Source organism: Moorena sp. SIO2C4 (assembly GCF_010672485.1).
Classification (GTDB): domain Bacteria; phylum Cyanobacteriota; class Cyanobacteriia; order Cyanobacteriales; family Coleofasciculaceae; genus Moorena; species Moorena producens.
Window position 1 is genome coordinate 1 of record NZ_JAAHGN010000052.1, and the last position, 15,922, is coordinate 15,922.

The window sequence follows — 15,922 nt, forward strand, 5'->3', positions numbered from 1 at the left end:
TGACCTCAAGCCAGAGGACATTGACCGCATTTTGCTGGTAGGGGGTTCGACCCGTATCCCGGCGGTGCAGGATGCTATTAAAAGGTTTTTTAATGGTAAGGCTACCGATCGTTCGGTGAACCCCGATGAAGCTGTGGCATTGGGAGCAGCAATTCAGGCTGGTGTTTTGGGTGGGGAAGTCGAAGATGTCCTGCTACTGGATGTTACTCCCATGTCCCTGGGTATAGAAACCTTAGGGGAAGTGTTCACCAAAATTATCGAGCGCAACACGACTATTCCTACCAGTAAGTCCCAGGTATTTTCCACCGCTACCGATGGACAAACCTCCGTAGAAATCCACGTATTGCAGGGGGAGCGGGCAATGGCTAGAGATAACAAAAGCCTGGGAAAATTCCTGCTGACTGGTATTCCCCCAGCTCCCCGTGGTGTCCCTCAAATTGAAGTCACCTTTGAAATCGATGTCAACGGCATTCTTAAAGTCGCTGCCACTGATCGAGGCACTGGGAAAGAGCAAAGTATTGTGATTACCAATACGGGGGGATTAAGTCCAGCGGAGGTGGAACGGATGCGCCGTGAGGCAGAAGACTATGCTGACCAAGACCGCCGTCGCATGGAATTGGTGCAACTCAAAAACCAAGCCGATAGCTTACTATATAACTATGAATCTACCATCAAAGACCATGGGGAATTGATTAGCGCTAACCTTCAGGCTCACGGATTAAAGGAGCAAGCAGATCAACAAAAGCAGCACCTAGACACCATAATGACAGACCCCTCAATTGAGGTCGAGGAGGTGAAAGAAGCTATTGAAACTTTGCAGAAAACTGTCTTGGAAATTGGGGGTATCATTTACGCCAGTGCCAGCTTTGGGTCAGACCCGGAATTTATCACCTCTGACGAAACAGTTCAAGATTCAAATTCCAACGACTCCAGCCAAAGAGAACCGGATGCTCTAGGAGAATTTGTGGTTGATTTTGAGGATGAAACCTTAGAGGTGAATGTTGACTACGAAGCAGTTGATTACGGCAACAGCTCTCTAACAGATAGATAATTTAATTCGCTGCTTTGACTAGCTCAAGCCGACCGCGAGAGTATGGTCACAGAAGCAGGTGGCAATCAGCTGATTTTTTTGATAGACAATGATATAGGATGCAGGTAATGCTGAAATGCGCTTATGGTGCTTTGATAGCAATAACCTGAGGAATAACAATAGCCCCTACTATGTAAATGGAATACCGATCAGCGCTCTATGGCTGACTATTATGATCTGCTTGGTGTCTCTCGTGATGCCGACAAAGATGAAATTAAACGTGCTTACCGTCGCTTGGCACGGAAGTACCACCCAGATGTTAACAAAGAACCAGGAGCTGAAGAGCGCTTTAAGGAAATTAACCGGGCTTACGAAGTCCTCTCAGAACCAGAAACTCGAGCAAGATATGACCGTTTTGGGGAAGCTGGTGTTTCCTCAGGTGCGGGAGCAGCCTACTCAGATTTTGGGGATATGGGCTTTGCTGATATTTTTGAAAGCTTCTTCAGCGGCTTTGCTGGTGGTATGGGTCAGCAAACTGGTCGTCGGCGTAGTGGCCCGGTGCGTGGTGACGACCTGCGACTAGACTTGAAGCTGGCTTTCAAGGAAGCTATATTCGGTGGTGAAAAGGAAATCCGCATTCCTCACCTAGAAACTTGTAAAGTCTGTAACGGCACAGGGGCAAAGCCAGGAACTCGACCCCGCACTTGCCCAACGTGTAACGGTTCAGGTCAAGTACGGCGTGCTACTCGTACCCCTTTTGGTAGTTTCACCCAAGTCTCAGTCTGTCCTACCTGTAACGGTGAAGGTCAAATCATTGAGGATAAGTGTGAAGCCTGTGGTGGTGCTGGTCGTAAACAAGAAACCAAAAAACTGAAAATCACCATTCCAGCAGGGGTGGATAATGGCACCAGGCTACGGGTTTCTAAAGAAGGGGATGCTGGATTACGTGCTGGTCCACCAGGAGACCTATACGTTTATCTATTTGTAAACGAAGACAGCCAGTTTCAGCGGGATGGCATTAACATTCTGTCTGAAATGAAAATTAGCTATTTACAAGCCATTTTAGGCTGTCTTATCGAAGCAGAGACAGTAGACGGTCCAGTGGAATTAACTATTCCACCCGGTACTCAACCCAATACTGTATTAACTTTAGAGAATCACGGTGTCCCCAAATTGGGCAACCCAGTCAGTCGGGGCGATCACCTAATCACGATTTTGGTAGATATCCCCACTCGAATTACCGCTGAGGAAAGGGAATTGCTAGAGAAGCTAGCGAAAATTAAGGGTGAGCGCACTGGTAAAGGTGGTATAGAAGGATTCTTGGGAGGGTTGTTTGGCTCATGAGTACACTAGCCTCCTCCCAGATCAGTTCATTACCTGATGATCAGCTGGATCTGCGGGGTACCCCTTGCCCGATTAACTTTGTTCGCACTAAACTATATCTAGAGAAAATGGCTCCAGGTGCCCTATTAGAAGTGTGGCTCGACCCAGGAGAACCCATTGAACAGGTTCCTGATAGTCTGACTATGGAGGGTTACCCGATAGAGGGCGTTGAAGAACGCGATCGCTATTTTGCTCTGAAGGTGCGTCGTCCACACCAGCATCTTCATGATTGAATTAGAATACACTAATTCATCAAACTTGTCAACCCCTTGGCTGGGTACCGTGCTGGCGGTTCAGGCAAATTTCTATCAGGTGCGTTTAGATCAGTTGAAGGTTGACAAGTTGGAGGTTGTAGGTTACGAAGATAACCTTCAAGCAAATAACCTACAACCTTCAAACCTCTTATGTACCCGTAGAGCCCGGTTGAAAAAAATTGGCCAGCAAGTCATGGTGGGAGACCGGGTTCTAGTAGAGGAACCTGACTGGGCTGGTGGACGAGGGGTGATTGCGGAAGTGCTGCCCCGGACAAGCCAGCTCGACCGCCCACCAATCGCCAATGCTCAGCAAATTCTGGTGGTTTTTGCTCTGGAAGAACCGACCCTGGATGCTTATCAGCTGAGTCGGTTTTTGGTGAAAGCAGAATCTACTGGTTTCAAGGTATGTTTGTGTCTGAATAAACTTGATTTAGTAACACAACAGCAACAGCAGGATTGGCAACAGCGTCTGGAAGCATGGGGTTATCAGCCAGTCTTGATCAGCGTTCATAATGGTACTTGTTTAGCACAACTGACTGACCTGTTGAGTCAGACAATCAGCGTTATGGCTGGTCTTTCCGGTGTCGGTAAATCGAGTCTAATTAATTATCTGATTCCAGCAACAAGGGTCCGGGTGGCAGCAGTGACTGGTAAACTGGGTCGAGGACGCCACACCACTCGCCATGTAGAATTATTTGAGTTGCCTAAAGGTGGTTTTTTGGCAGATACCCCCGGATTCAATCAGCCTGACTTGACTTGTTCTCCTGAGGATTTAATCTATTACTTTCCAGAAGCAAGAGAGCGTTTAGCCCAACACCGCTGTCAATTCAGTAATTGCCTACATCGGGATGAGCCAAACTGTGCTGTGCGAGGAGACTGGGAACGGTACCAGCATTATCTGGATTTTTTAGCAGAAGTGATCGCACGACAAGAGGCTTTGAAGCAAAAAGCTGATATCGAATCCAGTATGAAGTTAAAAATTAAAGCTTCTGGTCGGCGTCAATACGAACCTAAGCTAGAAACAAAAAAATACCGCCGTCGCTCCCGCCGTACTCAGCACCAGAACCTAGATGAACTCTATGACGATATGAGTCAATAACTCACCGCTAAGTCCTATGGGACTATAGCGGGAGCTTGTTAAAAGCTCGTAGTTGACCAGTCTAAGTTCTATAAGAACTACGTTATTCCTAAGTGTTAAAGTTCCTACCTGAGGATGCGTAGCTAGTCTTCAGCTCTAGAACCCGGTCGTTAAACAGGTGTATTTGGGTTAAGCCAGTGCGACTAGGAAAGTACCGAGGAATAACATTGACTAAGCTAACTTAACCCTAGTAATAGGAGTAAACACAATTATGCGTGTCTTTGTACTCAACAAGAACCGACAACCTTTAGATCCGTGTAAACCTGTAAGAGCTAGGATTTTACTTTCGTCAGGAAAAGCGAAGGTCTATCGTCGTTACCCATTTACCATAATTTTGACGGAGGAAATAAAACAGCCAATAACTCATAATCACCAGCTCAAAATAGACCCTGGAGCAAAAACAAGCGGTTTAGCTATTATTCAAGGAAAGCGAGTAATTTGGGGAGCAGAACTCACCCATAGAGGTTTTCAAATACGAGATTCTTTGATCTCTCGCAGGCAGTTAAGACGCAGTAGACGGAATCGTAAGACTCGATACCGCAAGCCCAGATTTCTTAATAGAACCAGACCAGAAGGTTGGCTAGCTCCTAGCTTAATGTCTAGAGTTCAAAACATTTTAACTTGGGTTGAAAGGTTGAGTCGATTGTGCCCTATTACCGGCATCTCTCAAGAATTAGTCAGGTTTGATACTCAAAAACTGCAAAATCCTGAAATATCTGGAATCGAGTATCAACAAGGAACACTTTATGGCTATGAACTCCGAGAATATTTACTTGAAAAATGGAATCGTAAATGTGCTTATTGTGGGACGACAGGAACTCAATTAGAAATTGAGCATATTAAGCCATTATCCAAAGGTGGCTCTGATTGGCCTTTCGGCCACGCTACGCGATCGAGTTTCTAATTTAGCGATTGCATGTCACCCATGTAACCAGGCTAAATCTAATCAAAACATTGAACTTTTCTTGTCTAAAAAGCCTAGTATCTTGAGACGCATACTAAGTCAAGCTAAACGCCCTCTGGCTGATGCGGCTTCTGTCAATACAACCCGATGGAAGTTGTACCACGATCTCAAGTCAACAGGGCTACCTGTTGAAGTAGGTAGTGGCGGATTAACCAAATTCAATAGGTGTAGTCAAAATCTTCCGAAAACTCATTGGTTGGATGCGGCAAATGTCGGGAAAGTCGAAACATTGATTATCGAAGTAACCAATCCTTTGATAATAACCGCCAAAGGACATGGCACTCGTCAGCTCTGTAGAACCAATAAGTATGGGTTTCCCACTCGTCATTGCTCCAGAATCAAATTTCACAAAGGCTTTCAAACAGGCGACATCGTTCGTGCTGTAGTAACCAAAGGAAAAAAGATCGGTACCTATATAGGACGGGTCGCAACCAGAAAATCAGGGTTTTTCAATATCTCAACTAAATCAGGATTGGTGCAGGGCATCAGTCACAAATATTGTCAATTTATTCACAGGAAGGATGGTTATGCTTATACGACTTAGATCCTGTCCTCCCTTTCCTGAGTGCCTGTCACCTGGGGGAACCCCAGGTGTTTATATGGCACGTCTCCCGCTAAATCTCGCGATTATAGCGGGAGACGACCGGGAGGCAGACAGATGAAGGATGAAGTATGAATACTTCATCCTTCAACCGTTTAACTTCTCCGTTTAACTTCTAAGGCTAACCCCAAATGTTTCCTCTAGGGCTTCTCGCACTTTCTGATGTACTGGCTCGACTTCTGCATCAGTAAGAGTGCGATCGCTAGCACGGTAGATTAGCCGAAATGCCAAACTTCTCTGTGCCTCAGGAACAGACTCCCCTTTATATTCATCAAACAATTGCACTGACTCCAACAAATTCCCCGCAGCTTTGCGAGTTGAACGTTCGATTTCTGCCACTGACACTTGTAGTGGTGCAAAGAACGCAATATCCCGGTCAATGGCTGGGTAGCTGGAATAGACTTTGAATCGGGGAGTCAGAATTTCATCGCGATCAAGAGCCTCTAGAATTAGATCCAAGTCCAAATCAAATACATAAACCTGATCGGGAAAACCTCTTTCTGAGCGTAGCTGGGGGTGCAACTGCCCAAATTTTCCTAATTTTTCACCTTGCAACCACAAGGATGCAGTGCGTCCTGGGTGAAGACGGGGATCGCTGTGGTCTGGTTGGTATTCTACTGTCAGACCGCAACGGGAAAACACACTCTCTAGTACTCCCTTAGCCTCGTACCAGGTCATGGGTTCGGAATGCCCTCCCCTGACCCAGTTACCTTGGGTGATATTTCCCCCTAAAATCCCGGCAATAGCATCAGCTTCTGCGAAACCCTCTTCTGGTCGCCAGAAGATCCGACCAATTTCAAAACCGTTGAGTACACCGTTGCCTTGCTCGATATTGTACTGACAGGCATCAATCAGCCCTGATAGTAAATCCGTCCGTAGGGATGAGTATTCCGTAAACAGGGGATTATCGAGACGAATTTGGGTCTGTTCCTCTGGCTTGACCAAGGAATACTGGACTAATTCGGTCAACCCAACTGCACGGAATTGCGATCGCAGTTTTCGCTTTAAAAATTCCTCAGCAGATAGATAACCTGGTTCAGTCTTGTCTGGTAAGCTATCACAGAAGTTGTCATAGCCGTAGAGACGGGCAATTTCTTCAATTAAATCAATTTCCCGCTCTAAATCCCGGTAGCGGTAGGGCGGTACAATCACTTTCCATTGGGGAGAATCTTCGGTGCAGCGCGGTTGTAGTTGACATCCGAGGGCAGTAAGGATTCTTTCCACATCTTCTGGCAGGATTTCCCCAAGCTCCTCTGCCTCATTAACTGGTCCTAAAATCTGATTGACACGGTCAAGACGTAACTCAATCGAACGTGCCCAAGTGGAGGGGTCAGGGCGCTGGTCAGCAATACTCTGGGTTGTGGGGGTACCAGCAGCTAACTCAGTAATTAATGCGATCGCTCTTTTACAAGCAATATCCAATTCTGCTTGATTGACACCACGCTCATAACGGGCAGATGATTCTGTCCGTATGCTTTGACTGCGGGAAGAACGACGAATAGTCACTGGATCAAACAGTGCTGCTTCCAAAACAATAGTTTGGGTGTTGTCGTTCACTTCTGTGGCTTCCCCACCCATAACCCCAGCCATAGCAACCGGTTGGTCGTTAGCTGTGATCAGTAACGCTTGTGGTTCCAGGGAACGGGTTTGACCATCAAGAGTAGTCAGGGATTCCCCACTGTTAGCAAAGCGGACACCAATGGTCAGGTTTTCGACCCCAGCAACAGCTTGCAAGCGTTCCCGGTCAAAGGCATGGAGGGGCTGACCCCATTCCAAGAGAATGTAATTAGTGACATCCACTACATTATTAATCGGTCGCACTCCAGCGGCTTTCAAGCGCTGTTGTAACCAATCCGGAGAAGGACCAATCTTCACCCCTTCAATCACAGTGCCAATATAGGCGGGGCAAGCTTTCGGTTCAGATACTTTCAAGGTCAAGGCATGGGATGCTTCTGGAATAGACACCTCAACAGTTTCTGGCAAGCTTAAGGATGCCCCAGTTAAGGCCACTACTTCTCTGGCCACGCCCACCATACTTAGAGCATCCGCCCGATTAGCCGTAGACGTAACATCAAGAATGATATCAGTTAACCCCAGTAAAGGACGAGCATCACTGCCTAGGGGTATAGTTTCTGCCTCGAAAATATGAATGCCAGCGGATTCCTTGGCCAAGCCCACTTCTGCTAAGGAACAAATCATCCCTTCTGAGCGAACACCTCGCAGTTTTGAGGCGCGAATTTTCAAATCAATAGTTGGTAGGTAGGTTCCGATGGTGGCCACCGGCACGTAAATGTCTGGTCGGACATTCGACGCACCACAAACAATATTCAATGGGTCACTCCCACCAATATCCACTTGACAAACCCGAAGCTTATTTGCATTAGGGTGAGGCTCTACCTCCAGAACCTTGCCAATCACCACGCCATCGGCCAGGGTTCCCAGGTCTTCAATATCTTCTACCTCAAACCCAGCCATAGTTAAGGTTTGAGCTAGCTCTTCTGGTGTCAGAGTTACCTCTACTAGTTCTCGCAGCCAGTTTAACGATATACGCATGGACTCCTAAATTTTTTTGCTGAACTCTAATATAAGGTAATAAATAAGGTGCAAGTTGCCGGTTACTTCCACCGTAAGCATATGCGCTACAGATGGTGCTACTTGAGGTGCAGTCAGCGGTCAGCCGTCAGCTTATTTTATTCAAAAGCTGTTCCCTTAGCGTGGCCAAAGACCAATGGCACCTCAAGTAGCGTGGGCATAAGCTGATAGCTGATAGCTGATAGCTGATAGCTGATAGCTTACCTTCCACCGAAACATTTTTCTATTGTGATGGGCATAACCCCTTAAGGCTTGACAAAAGTACACTATCTATGGTCAATGCTAAATAAACGCTCTAAAATATAGGTAGCTTCATAAACGTTTTACTTGAATAACCCTTTACTTAACTCAAAATTGTCCTTTGTACCCTTAGATGGATGCCAAAAATCGGGTATCCTGGTTGAGGATCAGGTTTCACCGGAATAGTTGTCTAACTAAGGGGGTAGTAAAAGGCATTTTGCAGAAAATAAAGAAAAGTAAAAGACTATAAATAATCTTTGCTGCTCAGGTACTCCGAGCCAAAGTTTTAGTTCCAGTATGGGCAAAGGAACATCAGTAACGCTGAATGAGCTACTGTCTAAATCCTACCTGCACTCAGGCAAAAAACCCACAACACGCCGACTTTTGTCAGGCGTGCAGTTCTAAATTATTATTACTTGACCGCTATCGTGTGATCAAACCACTCGGTCAAGGGGGATTTGGAGCAACTTTCTTAGCAACAGATCAATCGTTGCCTGGTAAGCCGACCCGTGTAATCAAACAACTCCGCCCAAGTGCTAAAAGTTCAGAGATTTCACCGATGGCAAGGGATCTGTTTGAGCGAGAAGCCCGAACCTTGGGAGAAATTGGGAATCATCCCCAATTCCCACAGTTATTCGATTACTTTCAAGACAATGAGCATTTTTATCTGGTTCAGGAATACATTAGCGGTTTGACACTGCAACAGCAAGTCAGACGGTCTGGTTCATTCTCGGAAGAGGGAGTTAAACAATTTTTAAGTGAAATTCTACCACTCCTGCAATATATTCATCAGAAAAACGTAATTCACCGGGACATTAAACCAGCGAATATAATTCGTCGTGACCAAGACCGCAAACTGGTACTGATTGATTTTGGGGCTGTGAAAAACAGCCAAACCAATCCCTCCAATTCCTCAGACACAGTATTGACCAACTATGCCATAGGAACTCCAGGCTTTGCCCCTCCTGAACAAATGGCATTGCGACCTGTAATTGCTAGCGATATCTATGCAGTGGGGGTTACTTGCCTTTATTTGTTGACGGGTAAATCTCCCAAAGACCTCGATTATAATCCTTCTACTGGAGAAATAGTCTGGCAGACTAATGTCAACGTTAGTGACCACTTTGCTAAGGTTTTAAGAAAAATGCTGGAGTCTTCTGTCCGTTATCGCTATCAGTGCTCAGAAGACATCCTGAGAGCTCTTGACCTAGAGCCATATCTGGAGAGTTTAAACAAAAGCTTAGTGTCGCAACCCCTTGATGACGCTAATTCTCACTTCAACTCAGGGAATTTGGGTCCTGTGAATGGTTATTCATCCCCGTCGTCAGTTCAATCCCGAAGAATGGCAGAGCAAATTAGAGAATGGCGGGAGCGTCGGGGATTGAGCAATGGTCGAAGATCAGAACCTAAAAACGGTGGAGGTTTTACCAGTCACAGGGATTCTACAGCTGTGAGCGGTAGTAGGAGTAGCATTACAGGCAAGTCGAAGGGTAATGGCAAGTTGGAGGCGGAAACGTTATTAAAAGCTTACGGCTCTGGCAGAAGAGACTTTGCGGCTAAAGATTTGAGGGGACTTAACCTTAATAATGCCCAGTTATCTGGGATAATTTTCCGCCAGGGCAAACTGTTAAATATTAGTTTGAAGGGAGCGGATTTATCTAGTGCTAATTTTGGTGAAGCGAATCTCCATCAAGGCGACTTACGCAATGCCAATTTGGGTCGAGCTTACCTGAAAAAAGCTATTTTGACAGGAGCAGACTTGCGTGGGGCGAATCTTAGTTATGCTCATCTCGAAAATGCTAATCTGCGGGGAGCAAATTTGTGTGGGGCAAATCTTGCTAATGCTAAAGTTACTCAGGAACAATTGGCTCAAGCTAAGACTAATTGGACAACGGTACTTCCTACTGGTAAGCGGGGGTTTTGGTGATATAGCAAAGGGAGTGGGGAGTAGGGAGTAGGGAGTAGGGAGTAGGGAGTAGGGAGTAGGGAATTGGGAATCGGGAATCGGGAATCGGGAATCGGGAATAGGAAGAAAGAGATGCGATTATTTTTTGGTGTTATGATAAAGCCGCAATTTTAATAATAAATTGTCTAGCTTGCGGTCGGGTGAAGTGATTGGTTAAACTTTTTTGGTGGTTCAGTAGCGGTCATGAGTTATTTGAGTACATTTGTTATGGGAATTTGACATGCTCCCAACACACCCTACAAAATTAGCGATCGCACTAATGTTAGATTGCGTCAGTACTTGTCTTTGATTGCTCAACTTGCTGCTGATGTATCAACATAGGCAAGCAACAAAGCCTCAATGTAAGGCACCAGACATATGACATCAATGGACTCATAAAGTCACCATCGCTAATCAAACCATGAGCCATACGATTTCTTAAGTTACTACCAGCATGTTCAACCAGTAAACATTTCAATTCAAATAGCATAGTTTCATCAAAAATAGAGGTTATCTTTGAATGAGCAAGAGTCTTGCTCAAACTAAATTCATCCTGAATACCCTTGTCTTTCAACTTAGAAGTAATGATGCCTCTTTGCCACATGATATAACGGATAGAGTTTTCAATTTGGGGAATTAGGATGTGGGTAGATGTGAAAAAGTCTCCAGTAAGTCCAGCATACAGCCCCTTTGCAAACAGGTACTCACGCTGAGGTGGAATAAATGGACTATGGCGAACTATGAAGAGAATATCGTTAAGTCGCACACAATGCTCTAAATTAATCTGATATCTGGCAGGTTCAATATATGCTTGAGCTTGTAGATGATAATACTCAATGGCTTTCTGGCACATATAAAAATTGGTTGCACGCTCCGCTTCTTCAGGATCACTGGAGAGAACAGAAGCTGGTTGAATAGCAACAGTTTTGCCCATTTCATTTATTATGTTAATAGGGACAAGATGAATTCCTAAAGAGTTATGAGCGTCCTGCTGTACTTGTTGTCTCAATTTAGAGACATTAGTTGGAACAGCCAAAACAGACAAAGCGAAGAGTGCCTCTTTAAAGTCTTTGCCCTTAACCGAATTTATGGCTTCCTCTACGACCTTGCTAATATCCATTTTATGAGAAATGGTCATCATCTCGTTGCGACTTTCTTCTTGGTACTGAAGAAGCAGCCTGTGAAGTTCCTCGGCTCTTGCTTTGGCATCCACAGTTTCTTCCTTTGTTCCTCGAATGCTTCTAAAGGCTTTAACAGCTTGTTGTAACAAGCCTGATGCGGCCATGTAGCTTGGTGGAGTTCTTTTGAGAGCAGAGTCGGCTTCCTTGACATAAGTCTCAGCGGCTGACATTGAAGCAGCAAGCTCTTTGCTGTAGTCTTTATCCATACGATGCCATTTTGCTTTAATACTCCAGAATCTTCTTGCTATTGCCCAATTAGAGCTTGATTCTGCTAAATTTGCTGCTTTTTCAGCCAGGGCTGCATATTTGACTGGTTCTCCACATTTATGTTCCTGCAATAGCTCCATTAACCTTGGAGATGGCCACCAAGAGTCTTCGCCTTCATAGCATTCAAGAACTGCTTCTATATGTTTAAAAACAACTTTGTCCTTATTTTTAAATTGGCGTTCCAGCCGAAATGCTCGTTCTATTCTGTCCAAAGAATCCTTCCAATTATTAGAGCTTTCTAAGGTAGTTGCTGATTGTAAGTAAGCGGTAATTGACAACTGAGCCATTAGATCGTCACGTCGTCTGACCCAGAGAATATCTGCTACTCGCGCTTGAAGTTCAGGATCTGATATTTCAGGTGCGATTTCAGCAAGAAAATTTAGCTGCTCCTCTGTAAGATTCTTAAACCTATCAGTAAACAACTCTTCGGTTAATGCTGGATTCATTGGAGCGTTAGTCACGGCTGCCAGAATTTCAAAAACAGCTTGTTTTGTGAAATTTCCTGATTCTTGCGCCTCTTGGACTTTTTTATCAAAAGCAATACAATAGGTGATACAATTCTTCGGTTCGCTGCTGTTCACTACATCTTGCCAGCAAGTGTTAGTGAAGTCATTTTTTTTAAGAGGTGGGTTCAGTTCTGACATAGTGCTAATTCATTCTTTTTTTTATACTTTGCCAAAATTTTATTCAATTAGCTTGAGTATAAACACTGAATAATAAATTTTCAAGGACTACCCCACTAGTAACTTAAGCAATCGAATTACTAATTATTATACTAAAATTGTTTGATCATACGGTCTAATTATAATAACGGGCACCTTATATTTATAAGGATTCAGCTGAGACTAAAAATCATAATTTATTACCTATTTACTATAACTTCAGTTGTGGATAACATCTCTACAAAAATCTTGAATATTATCTCTATCAGTATGCTCTTGATAGTTGACTAATATTTCTGAGATTATTTGTTCAGTAGTTTTCCTACCCTGAGGAGGTATCAAGTGGCTCATTGTTGTTATTATTTCCTGAGGAGATTACGGATAAAACAAGGATTAGGGCTGGTGTGGAATTCCATGCGATCGCATATACCCTAATCCGAGATATATTTTTTTTTGAGAGTTATGTTAATATTCTACTGGGTTAGGTGTTAAGCCCTAATCAGTGATTCTGCGGGAAGTTTCCTGAAAGTCGTCGGTTTATCTGGTATGATTTCCTTAACAGCCACAGAAGCTTGAGATTTTGCAGTCTGCTGATAAAGACTCCAGAAGCAATAATCGAGCTAAGAGTCTTTGAAGTATCAAACAACAGTATCGAGTCTTAGATATTGACGTAGTCTAAAGGTGGTGCGTTACGGGGCGGGCTCTCCAAACGTTGATATTGATTGATCATAGCTGATATTCTTGATCAAGACTTGCCGCATAATCGCTCATTCCCACTTCAGCAAGAGCGCGATCTTCCTGGGCAAACTCATGAGAAAGGGCTTTTAACTGAGCAGGATCAAGAACAATCCGACAACGTTTATCTTGAAACTTAAGAAATGCAATAAAATCAGCGACTTGCTGAAGTTGTTCAGCAGTAAGTAGATCCAGGTCTTGCTTGATAGCTTCGGTGCTGATTGACATAGCAGTAACTTAGTACAGTAATGATTTATAGGTTATTGGCCAAAAATTTTGAATCTAGTAGGGCTGATGGCTGATAGCTGATACGCGACACGCTGATAGCTGAGGGCTGTTCGCGTAGCGTGCGCGTAGCGCATATGCTTACAGTTGACTGTACCTCATAAATACGACAAACGCTATCAACAAGTTTAGCTAGGGACAAGGTTCAATTGTCCAATCTTTAGGTTTCTCACTTTTATAACAGGACTGTTGACGACCTGCTTCTTTTAAATTCCATTTACCGGTAGATTGATCGAATTTAAACTGAAGTCGATAACGCCTGCCCCTAACTTTGTCATCAGGTAGATTCATCTGGGTCAGAATCACGATTTTCTCAAAAGCTTGCTGATCAATCACCTTGATTTCTTCAGTAAACTCACTCTTGACCGTTGCTTTGTTACCAAATAACTCTAATGCGATCGCTTCCGGATCATCTCCTATTCGCTTACCTTTGAACTCAGCTAGATTCAAGGGTTGATAACGAGATTTTTCTAACGCATCATCAGAGGGATTACAACCCATTAAGATTAAGCTAATAGTCAACCCTACTACTATAAGCGGTAACCTGTCTTTTCTATCCATGGTCATTTAAAATTAAATTGGTTATAGCCTTGATTTTATCAAACACGAATCAATTTTTGGCGTTGCTGATTCTGGGTATGGTTTCGCCCCCCTAGCCCCCCAAGCGAGCAATCCCTCGCTTGGGGGGAACAAAACTCGGAAAGTCCCCCAAGCGAGCAATCCCTCGCTTGGGGGACCAACGGGGGCTTTAATAAAACCAGATAATCGCGCATTCATTCCTTCATTCAGCAACGCCCAATTTTTAATTGACGGCAAATTCAGTTTGCTGACGCATTTCGGGAGGATAGAAAGCTAAAACAATATTTTCTTTAGGAATGCCAGCATTAATTAAATCAGTAGTGATCCCCGTTTCTATTCCATCATATTCAATATAAATTTTAGTATTTTTTAGAGTAATATATATTAGGTTTCCTCTGATTCTTTTTCCCTGTGACCATCCTACCTGCATTAATCCATAGTGCTCTCGTGTTTCGTCAAAAATGGGGTCAAGTCGGATGTCTCCATGAGAGGGACGAAATTGAGCGTATTTTAGAATAACTTGTTTTATTATTTCTCGATAGGTCGTTTGGGTATCCATTGTTTGACCTCTAATTGGAGGAAACCAATCCGATTGGATTTGCTCAGGGGAATAGGGACAGTGGTCAGGAAAGTCCCAATCGGAAATTCCGGTTTCATTAGCAGCATCGGCTCTCGCATCACCATAAACTTTTGATAAATCTGCCCAGTATCGCTTTAAACTAGGAGTATCTCTGAGATAGCGTTTAAGGTGATTGCGCTCTCGTTTGATCGTGATTTCCCAAGACCTAGACCGTTTTTCAGGTTGATATTCCCATTTCAACAGATGTTGAATCGTTAAACGAATAGAGCAGAAAAAGCGGTCTCGCTCTCGTTTACTCAAGTCTTCAATCTCTTCTAGGAGATTAACCCAGTCTACTTCACTATATCGTTCTTCTTTGATCAGGGAAACTTGTTGTTCAACCCATTGGATGATGTCAGTTTCATAGAGCATTTTTTCCTCCGAAATCTAACTAAACCTGTAGGTTGGGTGGAACGAACTGCTCCCGCTAACCCAACCTACGAATAACGCTAGTGTTAGACTGAACAGGACTGCCGTCAGCGCCTGCAAACCAAGAAACCTGGTTAGCAAATAAAAGGTGCTGCCAAATACCCCATCGGTAACACCAAAAGGAAAACCGCCCCACTAACAACGCCCCCACCCCCAGAAAAGGCATGGGGTTTGTCGTTGGGATTGCGAAAACCAATGATCTAGCGCTATGCTGTCACCCCTGTAATGATGCCAGACAGCAGACATGCCAATCAGCGTATGCAGCTTCAATATTCCCTTTGCTGCTGTGTAGGGTTCTGCTAATCCGGCTTCAATTTACCCAAAAATAACAGCAATAACCATAGAAATAGTCGCAAAAAATAAATTCTACCAACTTACCTCATACCAGGGATAATTAGGGGGAAAGTAGCCGATCGGGTCACCAAAGACCGCAAACAATATCATGGAAATCACAAAATGAACCACAATCGGAGCAATTGTCTTGGGATACGGCAAGTGGTGATCGTTGAGTGGGGCGAGATACTCTAGGATATTGTTCTCAATCAGGTCTCAATTAGGAATTGCTCTCAAACCTTACACTAATAAATCACACTAAAAGGATACTATAAAATTAGTTGGCATCTTTGAGATTAGAGCCATAAAAACGACCAGGTTCAGAGTGATAAGCAATAAAATAACATAAAATTGTTGTGGTTTGATGTCTTTCCAAAAAATCACTGCGATTCTCCTAATTTCTAGTTGGTTTACTTAGGTATAAATCCTCAAAAATGTGGATTTATTTTATTTAGCGGATAGTTTGGCAGATATATAGTTAGTGCAGGTTAATTTTTAACCCAACAACCATTTGTGTCAAATGAATTGTCTCAAATGACACGGTTTCAAAAGCAGGCAGCTAGCTCCAGTTAGTAGATATAGCCACTAGATAGAGCAAGTATAGCCAGACCTGAATTCAGATATATCACCTGGTCTTAGTATAGCCAGCTAACCCTAGGTGTTAGTAGATTTTTCAGGAATTTTT

Annotated in this window: 12 protein-coding genes and 2 pseudogenes; 7 read left to right on the top strand and 7 right to left on the bottom strand. The window is 43.9% G+C overall.

The window, feature by feature from the left end; genetic code table 11:
• From F6K20_RS05180 to iscB, 5 genes and pseudogenes are all read left to right on the top strand, one after another.
• The coding region (locus tag F6K20_RS05180) for an Hsp70 family protein (protein WP_287293974.1) at positions 1 to 1,051 on the top strand (1,051 nt) is incomplete at its 5' end.
• 198 nt (positions 1,052 to 1,249) lie between these two features.
• Entirely contained in the window at positions 1,250 to 2,374 is a 1,125-nt protein-coding gene (dnaJ, locus tag F6K20_RS05185) for a molecular chaperone DnaJ (RefSeq protein WP_009149232.1), read from the top strand.
• A complete protein-coding gene (locus F6K20_RS05190) occupies positions 2,371 to 2,646 on the top strand; it encodes a sulfurtransferase TusA family protein (RefSeq protein ID WP_009149233.1) in 276 nt (91 codons plus the stop codon). Before dnaJ ends, F6K20_RS05190 begins: the two co-directional genes overlap by 4 nt.
• The gene (gene rsgA, locus F6K20_RS05195) at positions 2,639 to 3,766 is read left to right on the top strand and encodes a small ribosomal subunit biogenesis GTPase RsgA (RefSeq protein WP_009149234.1); all 1,128 of its coding nucleotides are present in this window, start codon (positions 2,639 to 2,641) and stop codon (positions 3,764 to 3,766) included. Before F6K20_RS05190 ends, rsgA begins: the two co-directional genes overlap by 8 nt.
• A 250-nt stretch (positions 3,767 to 4,016) precedes the next feature.
• A pseudogene (iscB, locus tag F6K20_RS05200) lies at positions 4,017 to 5,313 on the top strand (RNA-guided endonuclease IscB).
• A gap of 165 nt (positions 5,314 to 5,478) precedes the next feature.
• Here iscB and pheT read toward each other — a convergent pair.
• Entirely contained in the window at positions 5,479 to 7,923 is a 2,445-nt protein-coding gene (gene pheT / locus F6K20_RS05205; RefSeq protein ID WP_009149251.1) for a phenylalanine--tRNA ligase subunit beta, read from the bottom strand.
• Positions 7,924 to 8,106: 183 nt separating this feature from the next.
• Positions 8,107 to 8,229, bottom strand: a complete 123-nt coding sequence (locus F6K20_RS05210) for a hypothetical protein (protein WP_287267232.1) — start codon at positions 8,227 to 8,229, stop codon at positions 8,107 to 8,109.
• Positions 8,230 to 8,527: 298 nt separating this feature from the next.
• Between F6K20_RS05210 and F6K20_RS05215 the strand changes: the two genes are divergently transcribed.
• Positions 8,528 to 10,129 (top strand): serine/threonine-protein kinase, encoded by a 1,602-nt coding sequence (locus tag F6K20_RS05215; RefSeq protein WP_009149252.1) that lies wholly within the window; start codon positions 8,528 to 8,530, stop codon positions 10,127 to 10,129.
• A 301-nt stretch (positions 10,130 to 10,430) separates the two neighbouring features.
• Here F6K20_RS05215 and F6K20_RS05220 read toward each other — a convergent pair whose 3' ends face one another.
• Complete coding sequence (locus F6K20_RS05220; RefSeq protein WP_009149253.1) at positions 10,431 to 12,239, bottom strand: DUF7380 domain-containing protein; 1,809 nt, start codon at positions 12,237 to 12,239, stop codon at positions 10,431 to 10,433.
• 368 nt (positions 12,240 to 12,607) lie between these two features.
• Between F6K20_RS05220 and F6K20_RS05225 the strand changes: the two genes are divergently transcribed.
• On the top strand, positions 12,608 to 12,742 hold the full coding sequence (locus tag F6K20_RS05225; protein WP_267872078.1) for a hypothetical protein: 135 nt from the start codon (positions 12,608 to 12,610) through the stop codon (positions 12,740 to 12,742).
• A 241-nt stretch (positions 12,743 to 12,983) separates the two neighbouring features.
• On the opposite strand, the gene F6K20_RS05230 is transcribed toward F6K20_RS05225, so the two are convergent.
• From F6K20_RS05230 to F6K20_RS40490, 4 genes and pseudogenes are all read right to left on the bottom strand, one after another.
• Positions 12,984 to 13,220 carry a hypothetical protein gene (locus F6K20_RS05230; RefSeq protein ID WP_009149254.1) on the bottom strand — a complete coding sequence of 79 codons (237 nt, stop codon included), beginning with the start codon at positions 13,218 to 13,220 and terminating at the stop codon, positions 12,984 to 12,986.
• A 189-nt stretch (positions 13,221 to 13,409) separates the two neighbouring features.
• Positions 13,410 to 13,838, bottom strand: a complete 429-nt coding sequence (locus tag F6K20_RS05235; protein ID WP_131827199.1) for a hypothetical protein — start codon at positions 13,836 to 13,838, stop codon at positions 13,410 to 13,412.
• A 241-nt stretch (positions 13,839 to 14,079) separates the two neighbouring features.
• Positions 14,080 to 14,415, bottom strand: coding sequence for a XisI protein (locus tag F6K20_RS40485; RefSeq protein ID WP_044494438.1), 336 nt, complete (start codon positions 14,413 to 14,415; stop codon positions 14,080 to 14,082).
• 36 nt (positions 14,416 to 14,451) lie between these two features.
• Positions 14,452 to 14,847, bottom strand: a pseudogene (locus F6K20_RS40490) (DUF29 domain-containing protein); the annotation flags it as partial.
• Between the last annotated feature and the right edge of the window lie 1,075 nt (positions 14,848 to 15,922).